Annotated in this window: 14 protein-coding genes; 3 read left to right on the top strand and 11 right to left on the bottom strand. The window is 70.2% G+C overall.

What is annotated here, in order from left to right; genetic code table 11:
• Positions 1 to 52 precede the first annotated feature (52 nt).
• The 11 genes from STSP_RS35815 to STSP_RS35770 all read right to left on the bottom strand — a co-directional run bounded on the left by STSP_RS35815 (position 53) and on the right by STSP_RS35770 (position 12626).
• Positions 53 to 3007, bottom strand: coding sequence for a DEAD/DEAH box helicase (locus tag STSP_RS35815; RefSeq protein ID WP_107441498.1), 2955 nt, complete (start codon positions 3005 to 3007; stop codon positions 53 to 55).
• 358 nt (positions 3008 to 3365) lie between these two features.
• Positions 3366 to 3953: a sugar kinase gene (locus STSP_RS35810; protein WP_067285365.1), complete on the bottom strand. Its 588-nt coding sequence runs from the start codon at positions 3951 to 3953 to the stop codon at positions 3366 to 3368.
• Entirely contained in the window at positions 3950 to 4072 is a 123-nt protein-coding gene (locus STSP_RS40890) for a hypothetical protein (RefSeq protein WP_269801071.1), read from the bottom strand. The genes STSP_RS35810 and STSP_RS40890 overlap by 4 nt, the downstream gene beginning before the upstream one ends.
• On the bottom strand, positions 4072 to 5265 hold the full coding sequence (locus tag STSP_RS35805) for an ROK family glucokinase (RefSeq protein ID WP_067285364.1): 1194 nt from the start codon (positions 5263 to 5265) through the stop codon (positions 4072 to 4074). Before STSP_RS35805 ends, STSP_RS40890 begins: the two co-directional genes overlap by 1 nt.
• 91 nt (positions 5266 to 5356) lie before the next feature.
• Positions 5357 to 6325, bottom strand: a complete 969-nt coding sequence (locus STSP_RS35800; RefSeq protein ID WP_078067779.1) for an ATP-binding cassette domain-containing protein — start codon at positions 6323 to 6325, stop codon at positions 5357 to 5359.
• Positions 6322 to 7404 carry an ABC transporter permease gene (locus STSP_RS35795; protein WP_078067778.1) on the bottom strand — a complete coding sequence of 361 codons (1083 nt, stop codon included), beginning with the start codon at positions 7402 to 7404 and terminating at the stop codon, positions 6322 to 6324. The genes STSP_RS35800 and STSP_RS35795 overlap by 4 nt, the downstream gene beginning before the upstream one ends.
• Positions 7401 to 8414 (bottom strand): sugar ABC transporter substrate-binding protein, encoded by a 1014-nt coding sequence (locus STSP_RS35790; RefSeq protein ID WP_067285363.1) that lies wholly within the window; start codon positions 8412 to 8414, stop codon positions 7401 to 7403. Before STSP_RS35790 ends, STSP_RS35795 begins: the two co-directional genes overlap by 4 nt.
• Positions 8415 to 8615: 201 nt before the next feature.
• A complete protein-coding gene (locus STSP_RS35785) occupies positions 8616 to 9353 on the bottom strand; it encodes a GntR family transcriptional regulator (protein ID WP_067285361.1) in 738 nt (245 codons plus the stop codon).
• A 142-nt stretch (positions 9354 to 9495) separates the two neighbouring features.
• Positions 9496 to 10329, bottom strand: coding sequence for a carbohydrate ABC transporter permease (locus tag STSP_RS35780; protein ID WP_067285359.1), 834 nt, complete (start codon positions 10327 to 10329; stop codon positions 9496 to 9498).
• On the bottom strand, positions 10326 to 11345 hold the full coding sequence (locus tag STSP_RS35775; protein WP_078067777.1) for a carbohydrate ABC transporter permease: 1020 nt from the start codon (positions 11343 to 11345) through the stop codon (positions 10326 to 10328). Before STSP_RS35775 ends, STSP_RS35780 begins: the two co-directional genes overlap by 4 nt.
• A 12-nt stretch (positions 11346 to 11357) precedes the next feature.
• Positions 11358 to 12626, bottom strand: a complete 1269-nt coding sequence (locus tag STSP_RS35770) for an ABC transporter substrate-binding protein (protein ID WP_067285436.1) — start codon at positions 12624 to 12626, stop codon at positions 11358 to 11360.
• Between the two features lie 396 nt (positions 12627 to 13022).
• Between STSP_RS35770 and STSP_RS35765 the strand changes: the two genes are divergently transcribed.
• The 3 genes from STSP_RS35765 (at position 13023) to STSP_RS35755 (ending at position 17375) form a co-directional block, all read left to right on the top strand.
• Positions 13023 to 14027 carry a LacI family DNA-binding transcriptional regulator gene (locus tag STSP_RS35765; protein ID WP_198547519.1) on the top strand — a complete coding sequence of 335 codons (1005 nt, stop codon included), beginning with the start codon at positions 13023 to 13025 and terminating at the stop codon, positions 14025 to 14027.
• Between the two features lie 141 nt (positions 14028 to 14168).
• Entirely contained in the window at positions 14169 to 16100 is a 1932-nt protein-coding gene (locus STSP_RS35760) for a cellulase family glycosylhydrolase (RefSeq protein ID WP_067285353.1), read from the top strand.
• A 264-nt stretch (positions 16101 to 16364) separates the two neighbouring features.
• Positions 16365 to 17375 carry a Gfo/Idh/MocA family protein gene (locus STSP_RS35755; protein ID WP_067285351.1) on the top strand — a complete coding sequence of 337 codons (1011 nt, stop codon included), beginning with the start codon at positions 16365 to 16367 and terminating at the stop codon, positions 17373 to 17375.
• Positions 17376 to 17574: the final 199 nt, after the last annotated feature.

Below are 17574 nucleotides of genomic sequence, written 5' to 3'. Positions count from 1 at the left end.
GGCCGAGCCGAGGCCGCCGTGCGGTCGGGATCGGGCGGCTGCGGATGGCGTGTCATGGCTGCCTCCGTAGGGAGACCAGGTCGGCCAGCTCCCGGTCCGTCAGATCCGTGAGCGCCGTCTCGCCGGAGGCGAGGACCGCGTCGGCGAGGGCGCGCTTCGCCGCGAGCATCTCGGCGATGCGGTCCTCCACCGTGCCCTCGGTGATCAGGCGGTGGACCTGGACGGGCTGGGTCTGCCCGATGCGGTACGCACGGTCGGTGGCCTGTTCCTCGACCGCCGGGTTCCACCACCGGTCGAAGTGGATCACATGGCCTGCGCGTGTGAGGTTGAGGCCGGTGCCGGCGGCCTTGAGGGAGAGGACGAGGACCGGGGTCGCTCCACTCTGGAAGCGGTCGACCATGCGCTCACGCTCGACGACACGTGTCCCGCCGTGCAGCAGCTCGGCGGGCACGGCACGCTCGGCGAGGTGTGCCTCGAGCAGCCGGGCCATGCCGACGTACTGCGTGAAGACGAGCGCCGAGCCGTCCTCACTGAGGATCGTGTCCAACAGCTCGTCGAGCAGGGTGAGTTTGCCGGAGCGGCCGAGGAGACGGGCAGGAGCCGTACCTTCCTTCAGATACTGCGCGGGATGGTTGCAGATCTGCTTGAGCGCCGTGAGGAGTTTCAGGACCAGGCCCCGGCGGGCCATCCCCTGAGCCGTGCCGATCGCGGTCATGGACTCGCGGACGACCGCCTCGTACAGCGAGGCCTGTTCGCGAGTCAGCGGCACCGGGTGATCCGTCTCGGTCTTCGGCGGCAGTTCGGGCAGGATGCCCGGGTCCGACTTCTTGCGGCGCAGCAGGAAGGGCCGGACGAGCCGGGCCAGGCGCCGGGCGGCCTCCTCGTCCTCGCCGCCCTCGACGGCACGCGCGTGCCGGGCGCGGAACGACTTGAGCGGTCCGAGCAGCCCCGGTGTCGTCCAGTCGAGCAGCGCCCACAGCTCGGAGAGGTTGTTCTCGACGGGGGTGCCCGTGAGGGCGACCCTCGCCGGGGCGGGGATCGTGCGCAGCGCCACCGCCGTCGCCGAGTAAGGGTTCTTGACGTGCTGCGCCTCGTCGGCGACGACCATGCCCCATTTCTCCTGCGCGAGCAGGGGCGCACTGGAGCGCATCGTGCCGTACGTCGTGAGGACGAACCCGCCGCGGTCCGGCTCCTCCAGGGTGCGGTCCGGCCCGTGGTAGCGGCGCACGGGGACACCCCGCGCGAAACGGGCGATCTCCCGCTGCCAGTTGCCCAGGAGCGACGCGGGGCAGACCACGAGGGTCGGCTCGGGCCGCGCCCGGCGCAGGTGCAGCGCGATGACGGTGACGGTCTTGCCGAGGCCCATGTCGTCGGCGAGGCAGCCGCCCAGGCCGAGCGAGGTCATCATCTCGAGCCAGGCGAGTCCCCGGATTTGGTAGTCGCGCAGCCGGGCCTGCAGCGTGGGCGGCGGCTCCACCGGGGCCACCCCGGCGGTGAGCCGGTCGCGCAGTGCGGCGAGCGCGCCGACCGGCACCGCCTCCACGGTCTCGCCGTCGACCTCCGTGGTGCCGGTGAGCGCGACGGACAGGGCATCCACCGGGTCGAGGAGGCCGAGTTCGCGTTTGCGGGCCTTGCGCACCATGGCCGGGTCGGCCGTCACCCACCGGTCGCGCAGTCGTACGACGGGCCGGTGGGCCTCGGCGAGGGTGTCCATCTCGGCCTCGGTGAGCGGATCCCCGCCGAGCGCCAACTGCCAGCGGAACTGCAGCAGTTCCTCGGCCTCGAAGAAGCCGGTTCCGTCGGTCGCGGAGCCGGGAGCAGGCCGCACCACCGCGGTGGCGGAGAGATCGCGGGCGAGGTCGCGCGGCCAGTGCACGGCGACCCCGGCGGCGCCGAGCCGGGTGGCCGCGGGCCCCAGCAGGTCGTACAACTCGTCCTCGGACAGGACCAGTACGTCCGGTACGTCCTGGTCGGTGAGGCGGTCGAGCGGGGGCCAGACTCGGGCGGCGCGGCGCAGGGCGAGCGCCGCGTCGACACGCGCGCGTGGCCCGAACGACGCCTCCCCCTCCCCCGCCCACAGCGCCGCCGCGTCGATGACGAGCGTCGGGTCGGCGAGGCTGTGCACCTGGACCACGGCGGCTCCGGCGCTGCGGGCGCCGTCCGTCGAGTCGAAGACGTCGTACGCGGACAGGTCGAGGCGGAGCGAGATGCGTACGCCCGCGTCCATTCCGGCCGCGACCTCTGCCGCCCAGTCCCGCGCCCCGGCCAGCGGCTGCGGCTCACGCGCGGCGAACGGCGCGCCGGTGGCGTGCGGCGCGGCCGGGGTGCGCGGCAGGGTGTCGGCGACCGCGTCGAGGAAGGCCCGCACCAGCGCCTCCGGGTCGGGCAGGTGCAGGGGGACACGGTCCGGAAGCGGGTTGGCATGGCCCTCGTACGGCAGGGCGGCGGCGATGGCGCGCAGATGCGCGATGTCGTCCGCGTCCAGCGGGCCGGCGCGCCAGGCGTCGTACCCGCCTGGGCTGAGGCCGGGCAGCAGGCGGCCGCGGGCGATGAGCCTCAGGGCGTGCAGGGCCGCGGCGCCCCAGCAGGCGGTGGCCGGGTGGGCGGCCGGGTCGTGCCGGGCGCGCACGAGCAGCGGCAGGGCGTCGGCGAGCGGGAGCAGCAGCGCCGGGACGGCTGCCCTGCGGACGCCGCCGGTGCGGCCGTGGCGCCGGACGACGGTCAGCTCCGCGAGCCCGACCGCGTCCGGCCGGTCACCCGACTCCCTACGGTCGCCAGGCTCCGGGCGCCCGCGCGACTCCGAACGCTCACCGGGCTCCGGACGGTCACCGAGTCCTGCGATCTTGCCCGCAGGATCCGTAACCGCGCCCGCAGGCAGTGGCCCCCCGCCGTCCGGGTCCCAGAAGGCCACCCGGCCCTCGCGCGGCACCTGCGACGGCAGGAAGACCGCGGCGAGCCGCACGGACACCGCCTCGTCCGCAGTGCGCGCACCCACGCTGACCGCCACGCTTCCCTCCCTCCGTCGCACACGTCGGATCACACTCGGATCTGATTCCGGTCGGACTCGGATCAGACGTCTTCGACTCTAACGACGGGGACTGACACCAGCGGAGCTCAGCGGGCGGTCACACAGACCGGCCCGCCCTCGCCCCCGGGAACACCGAGGGACGGGGACGGGCCCGGGCCCTCACCTCGCGTCACGTACCGTCACTTATAGGTGACGTCGACGCGCTGTAGCGGCAGTGCGTTCCGTCCGGGGCCGTGCCGAGGGCGGTCGGTTCGGCGCCGGAGTCGTTGCCCTTGAAGCGCTCACAGACGGTGATCTCCTTGCTGCCGTCGCCGACGATAGTCACGCCCGAGACGCGTCAGGGCGTCGTCGTGGAGACCACGTAGACCATGGGGTGTTCCGGGTTCGATCGGTCGACCACGACGTCCAGGGTCGGCTGCGGGTCCTTCTGCTTATGGGTGAGCCCGGACCAGGAGCCCCGTGCGGAGAAGTCCCAGCCGACGATCCTGCGGTCCCGTGGCCTGATGGCGATGTCCTGGTCCGCGAGGGTGTCGTCGTTTGCGCCGATCTTGTCGAGGAAGGTGTCCAGACCCTTGTCACTCGTCAGGAACTGGACGTAGAGACGGCTGGTCTTCCAGTTGTTCGTCTCGTAGTAGGCGACCTCCTCGGAGTGCGGCGGTATCGGCACGTCGTACAGACGGCGCTGGACCCGGGAGGGCCAGCCCTCCGTGAGGCCGGTCGCGGAGTACTTCCTCTCCTTGTCCTTGCCGCTGTCGCGGCTCTGGTTGGCGGAGATCACGAGGTAGCCGGCGGGAATGCCGATGAGGAGCACGATGATGACCGCCGTCAGGAGGCGGCGGCGGACCACGTGCCTGCGGTTCTCGGGGCGTCCCGGAACACCGTCATCGTCCGTGGGCGGCGACTGGCGGGGTACGAGGGGCGTCACTGGTTTCCCTGGGTGGTGCGGGTGCGGGTGCGGGTGCGGGTGCGGTCGAGGGTGGGGGTGGCGGACGGTTCGGTCCGGCGGCCGCGGCCAGTGCGGGCCGTGGCCGGGTGGGCGTGCATCACTCCGGCGCCTCCGCCGTGTCCGCACCGCGTCGCGCCTGCGCGTACCGCTCGTATCGTTCGTAGCGCTCGACGCGGCGCCGCTTCGCGCGCCGGAAGCGGCGGGCGACCAGGCGGGCCAGGTCGGCGGCGCCGACCATGCCGGCCTCGGGGCCGAGCTGGGCGCGGACGATGCGGGCCTCTGGGCGGTAGCCACGGCCGGTGAGGTGGCGCTTGAAGGCGTCCCGCGCGGGGCCGATCAGCAGGTCGTCGGCGGCCGAGACACCGCCGCCGATCACGAAGCACGACGGGTCCAGCGCCGCCGCCAGATTCGCGATGCCGACGCCGAGCCACTGGCCGATGTCCTGGAGGAGCTCGACGCACATGGCGTCGCCCTCACGCGCCAGCTCGGTGATGAGCGGTCCCGTGATCTCCAGGATGTTGCCCTTGACGTGCTCGATGATGTTGAAGGCCACCGGGGAGTCGGCGGCGGCCAGCTCGCGGGCCTCGCGGACGAGCGCGTTGCCGGAGCTGTACTGCTCCCAGCAGCCGCGGTTGCCGCACGGGCAGCGGTGGCCGCCGGGCACGACCTGCATATGGCCGAACTCGCCGGCGACGCCGTACTTGCCGCGCTTGACCTGCCCGTCCTCGAGGATCGCGCCGCCGATGCCGGTACCGAGCGTGATCATGACGAGGTGGTCCTCGCCGCGTCCGGCGCCGAAGCGCCACTCGGCCCAGGCGGCGGTGTTCGCGTCGTTGTCGACGAGTACGGGCACGGAGAGCCGCTCGGAGAGGCGGTCCCGGAGGGGTTCGTTGCGCCACGACAGGTGGGGGGCGAACAGGACGCGCGCGCGGTCGGCGTCGACCCAGCCGGCCGCGCCGATGCCGACGGCGTGCACGTCGTGCCGGTCGGAGAGGTCCAGGACCAGCTCGACGATGGTGTCCTCGACGACCCTGGGGCTCTTGGACTTGTCCGGGGTCTCGGTGCGGAGCTTCTCCAGGATGTTGCCGTCCGCGTCGACGACACCCGCCATCACCTTCGTACCGCCGATGTCGATGCCGACGGTAGGTACGCGGGGCGCCGTGAGGTGCGAACGACGCTCACGCGTCCCCACAGTCCGCAGGACGGGGGCCCGGCGGGAGCCTATCGGGGCGCCCGCTGCTCGTGAGGGGCTGAGAGCCCGGGGCAGTGCGAGGTCGCGGTAGGTGCTCATCGCGCCGATTCTGCCTCACGCCCGCACGGGCCTGCATGACGACGCCCGAGCCCCGAGGGGACAATGGGCGTTCCCTTCAAGAGCATTTCGGTCATTCCACCCGATTCGGTGCCGCTTCCTTCGAGTATCCGCTCACATCGGCGGACACCGATGCCGCCGACACAGATCCCGCGGACACCGATGCCGCCGACACAGATCCCGCGGGCCCCGAGGCCGCAGACACCGGAGCCGGGGACACCGATTCCCGCTCCAGCTCGTGGCGGAGGGCCTCCAGCTCCGAACCGCCCGCCATCTGCCGGGTGAGCTCGTCGAGCGTGATGCCGTCCTTGAGATGGCTGCCCGCCATGGTGCCCCGCTTCAGCAGCACGAAGCGGTCGCCCACGAGGTAGGCGTGGTGCGGGTTGTGTGTGATGAGGACGACACCGAGCCCTGCATCCCTGGCGGCGGCCACGTACTTGAGGACCACACCCGACTGCTTGACGCCGAGGGCCGCCGTCGGCTCGTCCAGTACGAGGACCTTGGCCCCGAAGTGGACGGCGCGGGCGATCGCCACGGACTGCCGTTCGCCGCCCGACAGGGTGCCGATCGGCTGGTCGACGTCGCGCAGGTCGATGCCCATGCGCAGCAGTGCGGAGCGGGTCGTCTCACGCATGAGGCCCACGTCGAGGCGCTTGAAGAGGCCCCTTCCCTTCCGGGGCTCGGAGCCGAGGAAGAAGTTCCGCCACACCGGCATCAGCGGGACGACGGCCAGGTCCTGGTAGACCGTGGCGATTCCGCGGTCCAGGGCCTCACGCGGGCCCGCGAGGCTGACCTCGTCGCCCTCGATGCGGAAGGTGCCCGCATCGTGCTGGTGCAGGCCCGCGACGATCTTGATGAGGGTCGACTTGCCGGCGCCGTTGTCGCCGAGGACGCAGGTGATCTCGCCCGCGTGGACCTCCAGCGAGACGCCTTCCAGGGCGCGGACCGTGCCGTAGTACTTGCTGACGTCGTCGAGCTCGACGAGCGCGGGACGCGCCGCGGCGTCCGCTGTCGTCGTGGCGGTCGTCGTCGCGGTCGTCATGAGGTGGCCTCCGCACGCTTGCGCACCCAGGCGTTGAGCAGGGTCGCGAGGAGCAGCATCGCTCCGAGGAAGAACTTGAACCAGTCCGGGTTCCATTCGGCGAAGACGATGCCCTTGCTCGTCATGCCGAAGATCAGGGCGCCGACGGCGGACCCCACCGCGGAGCCGTATCCGCCGGTGATCAGGCAGCCGCCGATGACGGCCGCGATGATGTAGATCAGCTCGTTGCCGACGCCCTCGCCGGACTGCACGACGTCGTACGACAGGAGCAGGTGCTGGCCTGAGACCCAGGCGGCGAAGGCGACGCCCATGTACAGGCCGATCTTGGTCTTGTTCACCGGGACGCCGACCGCGCGGGCCGCGTCCTCGTTGCCGCCCACGGCGAAGATCCAGTTGCCCGCGCGCGTGCGGAGCAGGATCCAGGTGGCGACGGCGACCAGCGCCAGCCACCACAGGATGGTCACCTTGACGGTGACGCCGCCGACGGTGAGCTGCGATGCGAACAGGGCCCGGGCGGAGGGGAATCCCTCCATGTCGGAGATCGACTTCGTGGAGACCGTGCCGCTGATGAGCTTGGTGAAGCCGAGGTTCATGCCGGTCAGCATCAGGAACGTGCCGAGCGTGATGATGAAGCTCGGCAGCTTGGTGCGGGTCAGCAGTACGCCGTTGAAGAGCCCGAAGGCGAGCGTCACCAGCAGCGAGACGCCGACGCCGACCCAGACGTTCGCGGTCATCTGGTAGCTGAACATCGACGAGATCAGCGCCGAGCTGGTCACCATGACGCCCGCGGACAGGTCGAACTCGCCGCCGATCATGAGCAGCGCGACGGGTACGGCCATGATGCCGATCGTCGACGCGGCGTACAGGACGGTGCTGAGGCTGGAGGCGCGCAGGAAACTGTCCGCGAAGACGGCGAAGAAGAGAAAGACGGCGACGGCTCCGACGACGGAGCCCAGTTCGGGACGGCCGAGCAGCCTGCGCAGCGGTGAGGTGGTGAGCAGCCGTTCGTCGCGGGAGGGTTTCTGTGGTGCGGGGCCGGGCTTCGCGCCGGGCGCGGAGGCGGGAGCGGTGCCGGTCATCGGGTCCCCCGCTCCGTGTACTCGGCGAGCGCGGCGGCCTGGTCCTTCGTGATGATCTGCGGCCCGGTGAGGACCGGCTTGCCGCCGCCGAGCACGTCGGCGTTGTACTTGTACAGCCACAGCAGGTCGACGGCCTGGTAGCCCTGGAGGTACGGCTGCTGGTCGACGGCGAAGCCGAGCGTGCCGGCCTTCAGCGCCGCCGCCACCTTGGCGTTGAGGTCGAAGGTGTCGACCTCGGCCTTGCTGCCCGCGCTCTGCTTGGCCTTGACGGCGGCGTCCGCGTAGGGCGCGCCGAGCGTGACGACGGAGTCGATGGACGGATCGGCCTGCAGCTTGGCCTCGATGGAGGACTGGACGTCGGGCATGTTCGTGCCGTCGACGTAGAGGTTCTGCATCTCGCCGTCGAACGTGTCGTCGGCGCCCGCGCAGCGCTGTTCGTGGCCGACGTTGCCCTGCTCGTGCAGGACGCAGAGCGCCTTCTTCCGGCCGCGCTCGTTCAGCTCCTCGCCGACGGCCTCGCCCGCGACGGTCTCGTCCTGGCCGATGTGGGTGAGCGCGCCGAACTCCTTGGACTCGGCGGAGCCGGAGTTGACGGTCACCACCGGGATCCCGGCCTTGACGGCGCGGGCCACGGCCGCCTTCATGGCGTCGGGCTTGGCCAGCGTCACGATGATGCCGTCGACCTTCTTGTCGACGGCGGCGTCCACGAGCTGCGCCTGCTGCTGCGCCTCGTCGCTGTGCGAGTACAGGAAGTTGATGTTGTCCTTGACCGCGGCCTGCTTGGCGCCGTTCTGGACGATGTCCCAGAAGGCGTCGCCGTCGCCGGAGTGGGTCACCATCGCGAAGGTCCAGCGGGGCGTGTCCACCGCGGCCCTGCCCCCGGCGGCCGCGGCCTTGCGGGCGTCCTCTGCGCGCTTGCCGCCGGTGCTGCTGCATCCCGCCAGGGACAGCCCGAGCGCCGCCACCAGCACGGCGCCCATCGCACGTACCCCTGTCCGAACCCTTGCCACGACGCCGCGCCCTTCCTGAACTCCTGCTCGATGGTCGGGGCCGGATGTTCTCCGACCTCGAACGACTCATTATCGAGGACAGAAATCCGGTATCCGGACACGCGGCGCTGTGCACAAGCTCACGTCCGGCGGGCTTCAGGTCACGTCGGGCGGGCTTCCCGGGCTTTGAAGGAATTCAGGGAACGGATTCAGGGGAGGGATTCAGGACCGTACGAGCAGCTGGAACTCGAAGGAGTAGCGCGAGGCCCGATACGTGTGCGAGCCGAACTCGACGGCGCGGCCCGTGTCGTCGAAGGTGGTGCGCTGCATGGTGAGCAGCGGGGCACCCTCGGGCTCGGTCAGCCGCTCGGCCTCCTCGGCTGTGGCGGAGCGGGCGCCGATGGTCTGGCGGGCGCTGTGCAGCGTGATGCCGGCGGCGCGCATCAGCCGGTAGAGGCCGGTGGCCTCCAGCTGCTCGGTGTCCAGGGCGAGCAGCCCGCGGGGCAGCCAGTTGCACAGATACGCCATGGGCTCGCCGTGGGCCAGCCTCAGCCGCTCGACGCGCTGTACGTCACTGCCCTCCGCGACCCCGAGGGCGGCGGCGACCTCGGCGGACGCGGGTTCGAGGATATTGCCCAGAACGCGAGTGGCCGGGCGCTGGCCGGCCGACTCGAGGTCGTCGTAGAGGCTGCTGAGCTCCAGCGGCCGCTTCACCTGGCTGTGCACGACCTGGGTGCCGACACCACGGCGGCGTACGAGCAGGCCCTTGTCGACGAGCGACTGGATGGCCTGCCGGACGGTCGGCCGGGACAGTCCGAGCCGCGCGGCGAGCTCGATCTCGTTGCCGAGGAGGCTGCCCGGCGTGAGCGTTCCGTGCTCGATCGCCGCTTCCAGCTGCTGCGACAGCTGGAAGTACAGCGGGACCGGGCTGTTGCGGTCGACGCTCAGTTGGAGCGACACGGTGGCATCGACATCTGGTTTGGACACGGAGTGAGCGTAGTCGCCGCCAAATGACGACGGGAAGTCGAGAGGTTCTGTTGTCCGGACAACCGTACGATTCGCGAGTGACGCCCCTCACGGCTCACGGTGCCTGCGGTCGGCGTCATCGGGTCGCCCCTCTGGTGAAGCCGTTGTAGATGTACCGCTGCAGGAAGAGGAAGGCGATCAGCGTGGGAAGGATCACCAGTACCGCGCCCGCCGAGATGGTCTCCCAGTGCGCCCCGAAGGGCCCCTTGAAGCGGAAGAGCGAGGTGGAGATGGTGCCGAGGTCCTCCGACGGCATGTAGAGGAACGGGATGTAGAAGTCGTTGTAGACCGTGATGCCCTTGATGATGACGACGGTCGCGATGGCCGGCTTGAGAAGCGGGAAGATGATCTTCCGATAGATGGTGAAGGCGTTCGCGCCGTCCAGTCGGGCCGACTCGTCAAGCGAGACCGGGATGCCCCGGATGAACTGCAGGAAGATGTAGATCGACACGATGTCCGTGCCCATGTAGAGCACGACGGGCGCCCACCGGCTGTCGAAGAGGCCGAAGCTGTCGACGATCTGGAAGGTCGCCACCTGCGTGGTCACGCCGGGCACCAGCGTCGCGATCAGGAACAGCGCCACCACGAGCTTCTTGAGGCGGAAGTCGAACCGGTCGATCGCATACGCGGTCATGGAGCCGATCACGACGGTTCCGGTGATCGCGAAGGCCAGTATGAACGCGGTGTTCCCGAACGCCGCCAGCATCTGGCCGTCCTGGAAGGCCGTCACGTAGTTGGACAGGTTCAGCCAGTCGTCGGGCAGCGTCAGGGCGCCGCTGCCGCGCGCCATCTCCTTCGAGGACTTCAGCGAGGTGAGGAAGACGCCACAGAGCGGCAGCAGCACGACGACCGCGGCCAGGATCAGAGAGGCGTACTTCAGCGTGGCGGCCGTGGCCGCACGGGGCGTCATACCAGGTCCACCTTGTCGTCCGGAACGAGACGGCGCTGAACCCACGTCACCGCCAGGATGATCAGCAGCAGGACGACGGCTGCCGCGGAGGCGAGTCCCGTCTTGTTGAACTGGAAGGCGAGCTTCACGGTCTGGATCACGAAGGTCTCGGTGCCGGTCGCGCCGCCGGTCATGATGTACGGGACCTCGAAGGCCGACAGCGAGCCCGAGATGGCGAGGATGGCGCTCAGCGTGATGATGGGCCGGATCCCGGGCGCGATGATGTGCCGGAACTGCTGCCACCTGTTGGCGCCGTCGAGCTCCGAGGCCTCGTACAGCTCGCTCGGGATGGACTGGATCGCGCCGAGGAACAGCACGAAGTTCAGGCCCATGAAGCGCCATACGGAGACCCCGGCCAGCGAGACGTTGGCCGATGTGGAGGTGGAGAGCCAGGCCCGGTCGGTGTCGACGCCGAACAGGGCGAGCACCGAGTCGAGCGTGCCGCCGTCCTGGAAGAAGTACAGGAACACGAAGCCGATCGCGACCCCGTTGATCAGGTACGGGAAGAACAGCACCCCTTTGAAGAAGTTCCGGAAGCGGGTGTTGAAGCTGAGGATCGTGGCGAAGTAGAGCGCGGCGGCGATCTGCACCACCGACGCCGCCAGGTAGTAGAGGCTGACGAAGAACACCTGGAACAGCTCGGGCCGCGTGAAGATGTCCACGTAGTTCCCGACACCGGTGTACGACAGTTCGGGACTCACGCCGTCCCAGTCGGTGAAGCTGTACGCGACCATGTTGGCGACAGGTGCGTAGGTGAACGTCACCAGCAGAACGAGCGCGGCGGCCATGAACAGCCACGGCGTTGCACCCCGCAGCAGGCGCGCGCGCCAGGGACGGGGGGCGGGACCGGGCAGGGCCACCGGAGCCCCCGCCCTGCCCGGCCGGCCCCTCCTCCCCCAGGCTCTCGACTTCGCCCGAGCCGGGGGGACCCCCACGGAGGCCGCCTGGGATGTGGCCTCGGATGCCGTGTCGGTCATCGCGGGCGCCCCTCAGGAGCCCGCCGTCTTCGCGGCGTCCGTCCAGCGCTTCGACAGGTCCGCGAAGTAGTCCTCCAGGCTGCCCTTACGCGCGCCGCGGGCGAGGTCCACGAGGTCCTGGCGGTAGTCGGGCTTGTTCAGGCCGATCTCCGAGGCGTTGTCGATTTCATTGACCAGAGCGGTGTTGGTCTGGTCGAGCTCGATGAACTTGACACCCGCGTCCTCGTAGGGCTTCAGCACGTCGGGCAGCGGAGCGCCCTTGACCGGCGAGAGAGTCAGATTGTCCTCGGCGTACCCGGACTTGTCGGTGAACCAGTCGATCCAGGCGCGGGCCGCCTGCTTGTGCTGGGAGTGGATGCTGACGGCCTGGTTGTAGTCGGGCGCGACCAAGGGGCAGAACACGCCGTCCTTCTGGGCGGGGAAGGGCATGAATCCGACGTCGTCCGGATCGGTGCCGGCTTCCTCGGCGGCGGCCTGCATCTGCGTGATCGCCCAGGAGCCCAGCCACATCGTGGCGATCTCGCCCTTGGCCAACTTGGGCTTCGAGCCCTCCCAGTTGGTGGTGGTCGGGTCCTTCTCCACGAGGCCGTGGTGCACGATGTCGTACAGCAGCGTGTCGATCGTCCGGAGTTCGCCGCCCTTCGCCCACGGATCCGATGCGGCAAGCTTGTCGTTGGCCTGGACATCGCAGCTGACCGACCCGATCGCGCCGGTCCACTGGCTCAGCGGCCACATGTCCTTGAAGTTGGTGTAGTACGGGATGGCGTCCGTCTTGGACTTGATGGCTTTGAGGTCGGCGATGAACTCGGCCGGAGTGGTGGGCCAGTCGGTGACTCCGGCCTCCTGCCAGACCCTCTTGTTGTAGATGAACCCAGGGGTCACACCGATCGGGCTCTGCCCGTAGACCTTGCCGCCGACGGTGGTGAAGTCCGTGAAGCGGTACTTCTTGCTGCGCTCGGCCTGACTGCCCAGCGAGGCGAAGAACTTCGGGTAGTCGTTCTTCTTGATCGCGGCCGGGATCATCAGCACGTCGCCGTAGTTGTCCGTATTCATGCGGATCTTGACCTCGCCCTCATAGTCCGTGAGGGCCTCGAACTCGACCTTGACGTTCGGATAGGTCTTGTTGAACTCGGCGGCGTACTCCTTCATCGTGCCGTCCTGCACCAGGTCCGTGCGGTGCGTGAGGACCTTGATGGTCCCGGAGACCTTCTTCGGGTCGTCGGGCGCCTCGGCCTCCTCCCCCTTCGACGACGCCCCGCCCCCGGTGCACCCCGCGGCCATGAGCGCGGCGGCGAGCAGGACTGCGGTCAGTCCCGACCTGGCACCGACGAGCCTTCTCGTGGTGCGGTGGCTTCCGGCTGCGGCGAACCTGTTCCTGGCGGTGGTCATGGCGGCCCTTCGCTCGGCGGGGCACCTCCCGGACTCTCAAGGCACCGGGGGAGGCACGGGTGACGGCACGGCAGCGGTCCGCACACTGCCGGTGCCCGTGAAATTAAGGGTGTGCAAAATGAGGTGTCAATGCCGTTGCACGATTCGGTGTTGGACGCTCGAGCGTGATTACGGAATCCCGTGAGGAATGTTCGCTGAACCGGTTCAGTCGAATATCGTCGAACCCCCCAGGTCCAGGGCAACCGACGCCCCCATCGCATTGCGAGGCAGCACGTGAAAAGACCCACCATGGCGGACATCGCCCGGCGCGCCGGCGTCACCAAGGCCGCGGTCTCCTTCGCCCTGAACAACCGGCCGGGCGTCTCCGAGCCGACGCGGCGCCGCATCCTCGCGATCGCCGAGGAGCTCGGCTGGCAGCCCAACAGCGCGGCGAGAGCCCTCTCGGACGGCAAGGCGGGCGCATTCGGGCTGGTCATCGACCGCCCGGCGCGGACTCTCGGCATCGAGCCGTTCTTCATGCAGCTGATCTCCGGCATCCAGGGGGAGTTGATCCGCGACGCCACCCCCCTGGTCCTGACCATGGCCGAGGACCAGGCCGCGGAGATCGCTCTCTACCGGTCGTGGTGGGCCCAGCGCCGCGTCGACGGCGTCTTCCTGGTGGACCTGCAGGCCGACGACGCGCGCGTGCCGGTACTCGAGGAGTTGGGGATGCCCGCGGTGGTCATCGGGGCACCCGTCGGCACGGGCCGGCTGCCCGCCGTGTGGAGCGACGACGCGGCGGCCGTCCGGACAGTGCTTGAGCATCTTGCTGGGCTCGGACACCGGCGGATTGCCCGGGTCGGCGGCCCCCGGCGCCTGCGCCACACCGTGATCCGTACGGCCGCCTTCGAGGCGTTCGCACGGGAGTTGAGGGTCACGAGCCGGATCATGGAGGCCGACTACAGCGGCGAGCAGGGTGCGGCGGCGACCCGCGCCCTGCTGGCGGACCCGGAGCCGCCGACGGCGATCGTGTACGACAACGACGTGATGGCCGTCTCCGGGCTGACGGCCGCGCAGGCGCTCGGCCTGCGGGTGCCGGCGGACGTGTCGGTGGTGGCGTGGGACGACTCTGCGCTGTGCGAGCTCGTGCATCCGTCGCTCACCGCGCTGAGCAGGGACATAGCGGCGTACGGGGCGCGAGCGGCACGCCGGTTGCGGGAAGCCGCGGGCGGGCTGGGCCTGGGGGACGTACAGGACACGGCGCCGACGCTCACGGTGCGCGGCAGCGTCGGTGCACCGAGGACCGTGCAGTAAACCGATTTAGACGACCGCTTTAGACGCTGCGAGAACCCTTGACGCTAAACCGGTACAGCGCTTCACTGTCGAAACAGCGCGGCACGCCCGTCCGCAACGGGCCGCACCCACCTTCACCCGTTTCCTCAGGGGAGTTCGCCGATGCCGCGTCCTGCTGCCCGGATTTCCGTGTCCGACAGCCCCGTCCACTGGCTGGGCGCCAATTTCTGGTCGCGCACCGGCGGCCCGCTCATGTGGCGCTCGTACGACGGCGAGGTCGTCGCCGAGGAGTTGCGCGTGCTGCGCGACCACGGGATGAACATGACCCGGTCGTTCTTCTACTGGCCGGACTTCATGCCCGAACCCGACCGCGTCGACGAGGAGCTGTGCGCGCACTACGCCGACTTCCTCGACCGGCACCGCGCCCTCGGCATGACCACCGTGCCCACCTTCATCGTCGGCCACATGTCCGGCGAGAACTGGGACCCGGCGTGGCGCGGCGGCCGCGACCTGTACACGGACGTGTGGCTGGTGGCCCGCCAGGCATGGTTCGCCCGCGAGATGACGCGCCGCTTCAAGGACCATCCGGCGGTCGCGGGCTGGCTGATCTCCAACGAGATGCCGATCTACGGCGCCGAGGGGGCCGACCGGGAAGCGGTCGCCTCGTGGGCCCAGCTGGTGGTGGACGCCGTACGGGCAGGGGGCGGGACACAGCCGGTGTCACTCGGCGACGGCGCCTGGGGCCTGGAGAACTCCGGGCACGACAACGGCTTCCGGGTGCGGGACACGGCCGAGCTGTGCGACTGGCTCGGCCCGCACGTCTACCGCATGGAGGACGACCCGGTGCGGCAGCACTACGCGGCCGCCTGGGTGTGCGAGCTGACCGGAACCTTCGACCGCCCCGTCGTCCTGGAGGAGTTCGGCCTGACCTCCGCCTTCGCCTCGGACGAGAACGCCGCCTCGTACTACCGGCAGGCCCTGCACAACAGCCTGCTGGCCGGTGCCACCGGCTGGATCGCCTGGAACAACACCGACTACGACAACCTGCGCGAGCAGCCGCCCTACCGGCACCACGCGTTCGAGATGCACTTCGGGCTGACGGACAACGAGGGACGGCCCAAGCCGCAGCTGCGTGAGGTCCGGGACTTCGCGAGGGTCCTGGAGCAGGTGGACTTCGCCCGGTGCCACCGAGCGGACACGGACACGGCGCTCGTGGTCTCCTCGTACCTGGACACGCTCTACCCGTTCACGCGCGCCGAGGACCGTTCGTACGTCCAGGAGACCGCCCGCCAGGCCTGGATCGCCGCACGTCTCGCGGACGCACCGGCGACGGTCGTGAGGGAGAGCGACGGTCTGCCGGACGGCCACCGGCTCTACCTCGTGCCCTCCACGAAGCAGTTGCTGTCCCCCAGTTGGTACCGGCTGGAGGAGCTCGCCCGCGGCGGGGCCACGGTCTACGTCTCGTACTCGCCGGGGGCGCACGAGGAGCAGCGCGGGCCGTGGTACGCGCACCTCAACGAACTTTTCGGCGTACGGCACCAGTTGACCTACGGACTGGTGAACCCCATCGAGGACGACGAGACGGTGTTCACCTTCGGGCGGCCGTTCGGAAGCCTGCAGGAAGGCGCACGGCTGACCTTCCGCACCGCCGGGACGGCCAACAGCCGCTGCTTCCTGCCGGTGGAGCCGGACGGGGCCGAGGTCGTCGCCACGGACGCGCACGGACGCCCGGCACTGCTGGAGCGCCGGGTCGGCACGGGCAGCGTGGTGCTGTGCACGTACCCGGTCGAACACATGGCGGCCGTGACGCCCCGCGTGAACCCGGAGGCGACGAGCAGCCTCTATGACGCGCTCGCTGCCCGGGCGGGCGTGCGGCGTCCGGTGACCGTGGACGATCCGCGGGTCGCGGTGGACCTCCTGGAGCACGAGGACGGCCACCGGTGGGTGTGGCTGGTCAGCCAGTGCCCCACGGAGCTCCCCGTGAAGCCGGTCGTGGCGCCGGGACACCGGCTGGCACCGCTGGACGGCGAGCCGCTCGAGTCCGTGGTGCTGGCGCCGTATGGCGTGGTGGTGCTGCGGCTCGATGCGGAGTGAGGCGGCGAGGCGCAGCGTGAGGTGGCGCGACGCGCCTGGCCGGTGGATCGAGAAGATCGCGACCGCAGCACGTAGGTGACGACGGGACCAGAGTGATCAGGGCTGTGACCAGAGTGATTGATGTGTTCCTTCTGCCTCCTGTGACGCAGGCGCACCCGGCGTTGCACGGCATGTGATCGGACTGCGGCCGCATATCCGGATGAATGCCGCGCATTTATCCGGACAAATATTGACAGTCCAGGACCCGGACGCCACGTTTGGGTCATGCGCATCGGACTCATCGGGGCGGGCCGCATCGGCGCCTTTCACGCGGCCTCGCTCAGCCGGCACCGCGAGGTGGGCTCGCTGGTCATCACCGACGCCGACCGGCAGCGGGCGACCGGACTCGCGGACCGGCTCGGCGCGACGGCGGCACCGGGCGTCGACGAGGTCTTCACCTGGGGGGTCGACGCGGTGGTGATCACCGCGGCGACCTCGGCGCACGCCGAGCTGATCGGCCGGGCGGCGCGCGCCGGGCTGCCGGTGTTCTGCGAGAAGCCCATCGCGCTGGATCTCGCCGGGACGCTGGCCGCGCTCGCCGAGGTGGACGCAGCCGGTACGGCGCTCCAACTCGGCTTTCAGCGGCGCTTCGACGCCGGGTACACGGCCGCGCGCGAAGCCGTCCGCGGCGGGCGCCTCGGACGGCTGCACACCGTCCGCGCGATCACCTCCGACCCGGCCCCGCCTCCGCCCGAGTACGTGCCGCTGTCGGGCGGCCTCTACCGGGACTGCCTCGTCCACGACTTCGACATCCTGCGCTGGGTGACGGGCCATGAGGTCACCGAGGTGTACGCGGCCGGGTCCGACGCGGGGCCGGCCGTGTTCCGCGAGTGGGGCGACGTGGACACGGCCGCCGCGGTGCTCACGCTGGACGACGGCACGCTCGCCACGGCCACGGCCACACGCTGCAACGGCGCTGGATACGACGTGCGCATGGAGCTCGCCGGAGAGCTCGACCAGATCGCCGTCGGCCTCGACGACCGCACACCGATCGCCTCCACGGAACCCATGGGGCCCCCGGCCGCCGACAAACCGTGGACCGGTTTCCTGGAACGCTTCGCCCCCGCGTACGAGGCCGAGCTCGCGGCCTTCGTGGACGTGGTGCTCGGCGAACGCCCCAACCCCTGCGACGGCCGCGAGGCCCTGCAGGCGCTCCGCATAGCGGAGGCCTGCGAACTGTCGCGCCGGGAGCGGCGGTTGGTGCGGCTGGCGGAAATTCCAGGGATGGGCGGCTGAGTACTCGCCCCGGGAGACCGGGGTCGACCGGCCGTCCGCGCGGTCGCCCCAGGCGGGAGACATGACCGACTGGCCGTCCGCGCGGTCCAGTCGCTGCGTACGCTCGCCGCTGAGGAAGGCGACATCGCGAACCACTGGGTGCTGACGCCCTCGACCTTGCCTGAAGCATTGATCACTCACTGGAACCGACCATAGATTG

This window comes from Streptomyces jeddahensis, from assembly GCF_001642995.1.
GTDB classification, from domain to species: domain Bacteria; phylum Actinomycetota; class Actinomycetes; order Streptomycetales; family Streptomycetaceae; genus Streptomyces; species Streptomyces jeddahensis.
This window is presented reverse-complemented; position numbering and strand designations above follow the sequence as displayed.

Excerpts from the sequence above, each read along its gene's own strand:
- STSP_RS35755 (WP_067285351.1), top strand. The coding sequence starts at position 16,365 with ATGCGCATCGGACTCATCGGGGCGGGCCGCATCGGCGCCTTTCACGCG.
- STSP_RS35765 (WP_198547519.1), top strand. The coding sequence starts at position 13,023 with ATGGCGGACATCGCCCGGCGCGCCGGCGTCACCAAGGCCGCGGTCTCC.
- STSP_RS35780 (WP_067285359.1), bottom strand. The coding sequence starts at position 10,329 with ATGACGCCCCGTGCGGCCACGGCCGCCACGCTGAAGTACGCCTCTCTG.
- STSP_RS40890 (WP_269801071.1), bottom strand. The coding sequence starts at position 4,072 with ATGCACGCCCACCCGGCCACGGCCCGCACTGGCCGCGGCCGCCGGACC.
- STSP_RS35805 (WP_067285364.1), bottom strand. The coding sequence starts at position 5,265 with ATGAGCACCTACCGCGACCTCGCACTGCCCCGGGCTCTCAGCCCCTCA.
- STSP_RS35795 (WP_078067778.1), bottom strand. The coding sequence starts at position 7,404 with ATGACCGGCACCGCTCCCGCCTCCGCGCCCGGCGCGAAGCCCGGCCCC.
- STSP_RS35800 (WP_078067779.1), bottom strand. The coding sequence starts at position 6,325 with ATGACGACCGCGACGACGACCGCCACGACGACAGCGGACGCCGCGGCG.
- STSP_RS35760 (WP_067285353.1), top strand. The coding sequence starts at position 14,169 with ATGCCGCGTCCTGCTGCCCGGATTTCCGTGTCCGACAGCCCCGTCCAC.
- STSP_RS35770 (WP_067285436.1), bottom strand. The coding sequence starts at position 12,626 with ATGGCCGCGGGGTGCACCGGGGGCGGGGCGTCGTCGAAGGGGGAGGAG.
- STSP_RS35775 (WP_078067777.1), bottom strand. The coding sequence starts at position 11,345 with ATGACCGACACGGCATCCGAGGCCACATCCCAGGCGGCCTCCGTGGGG.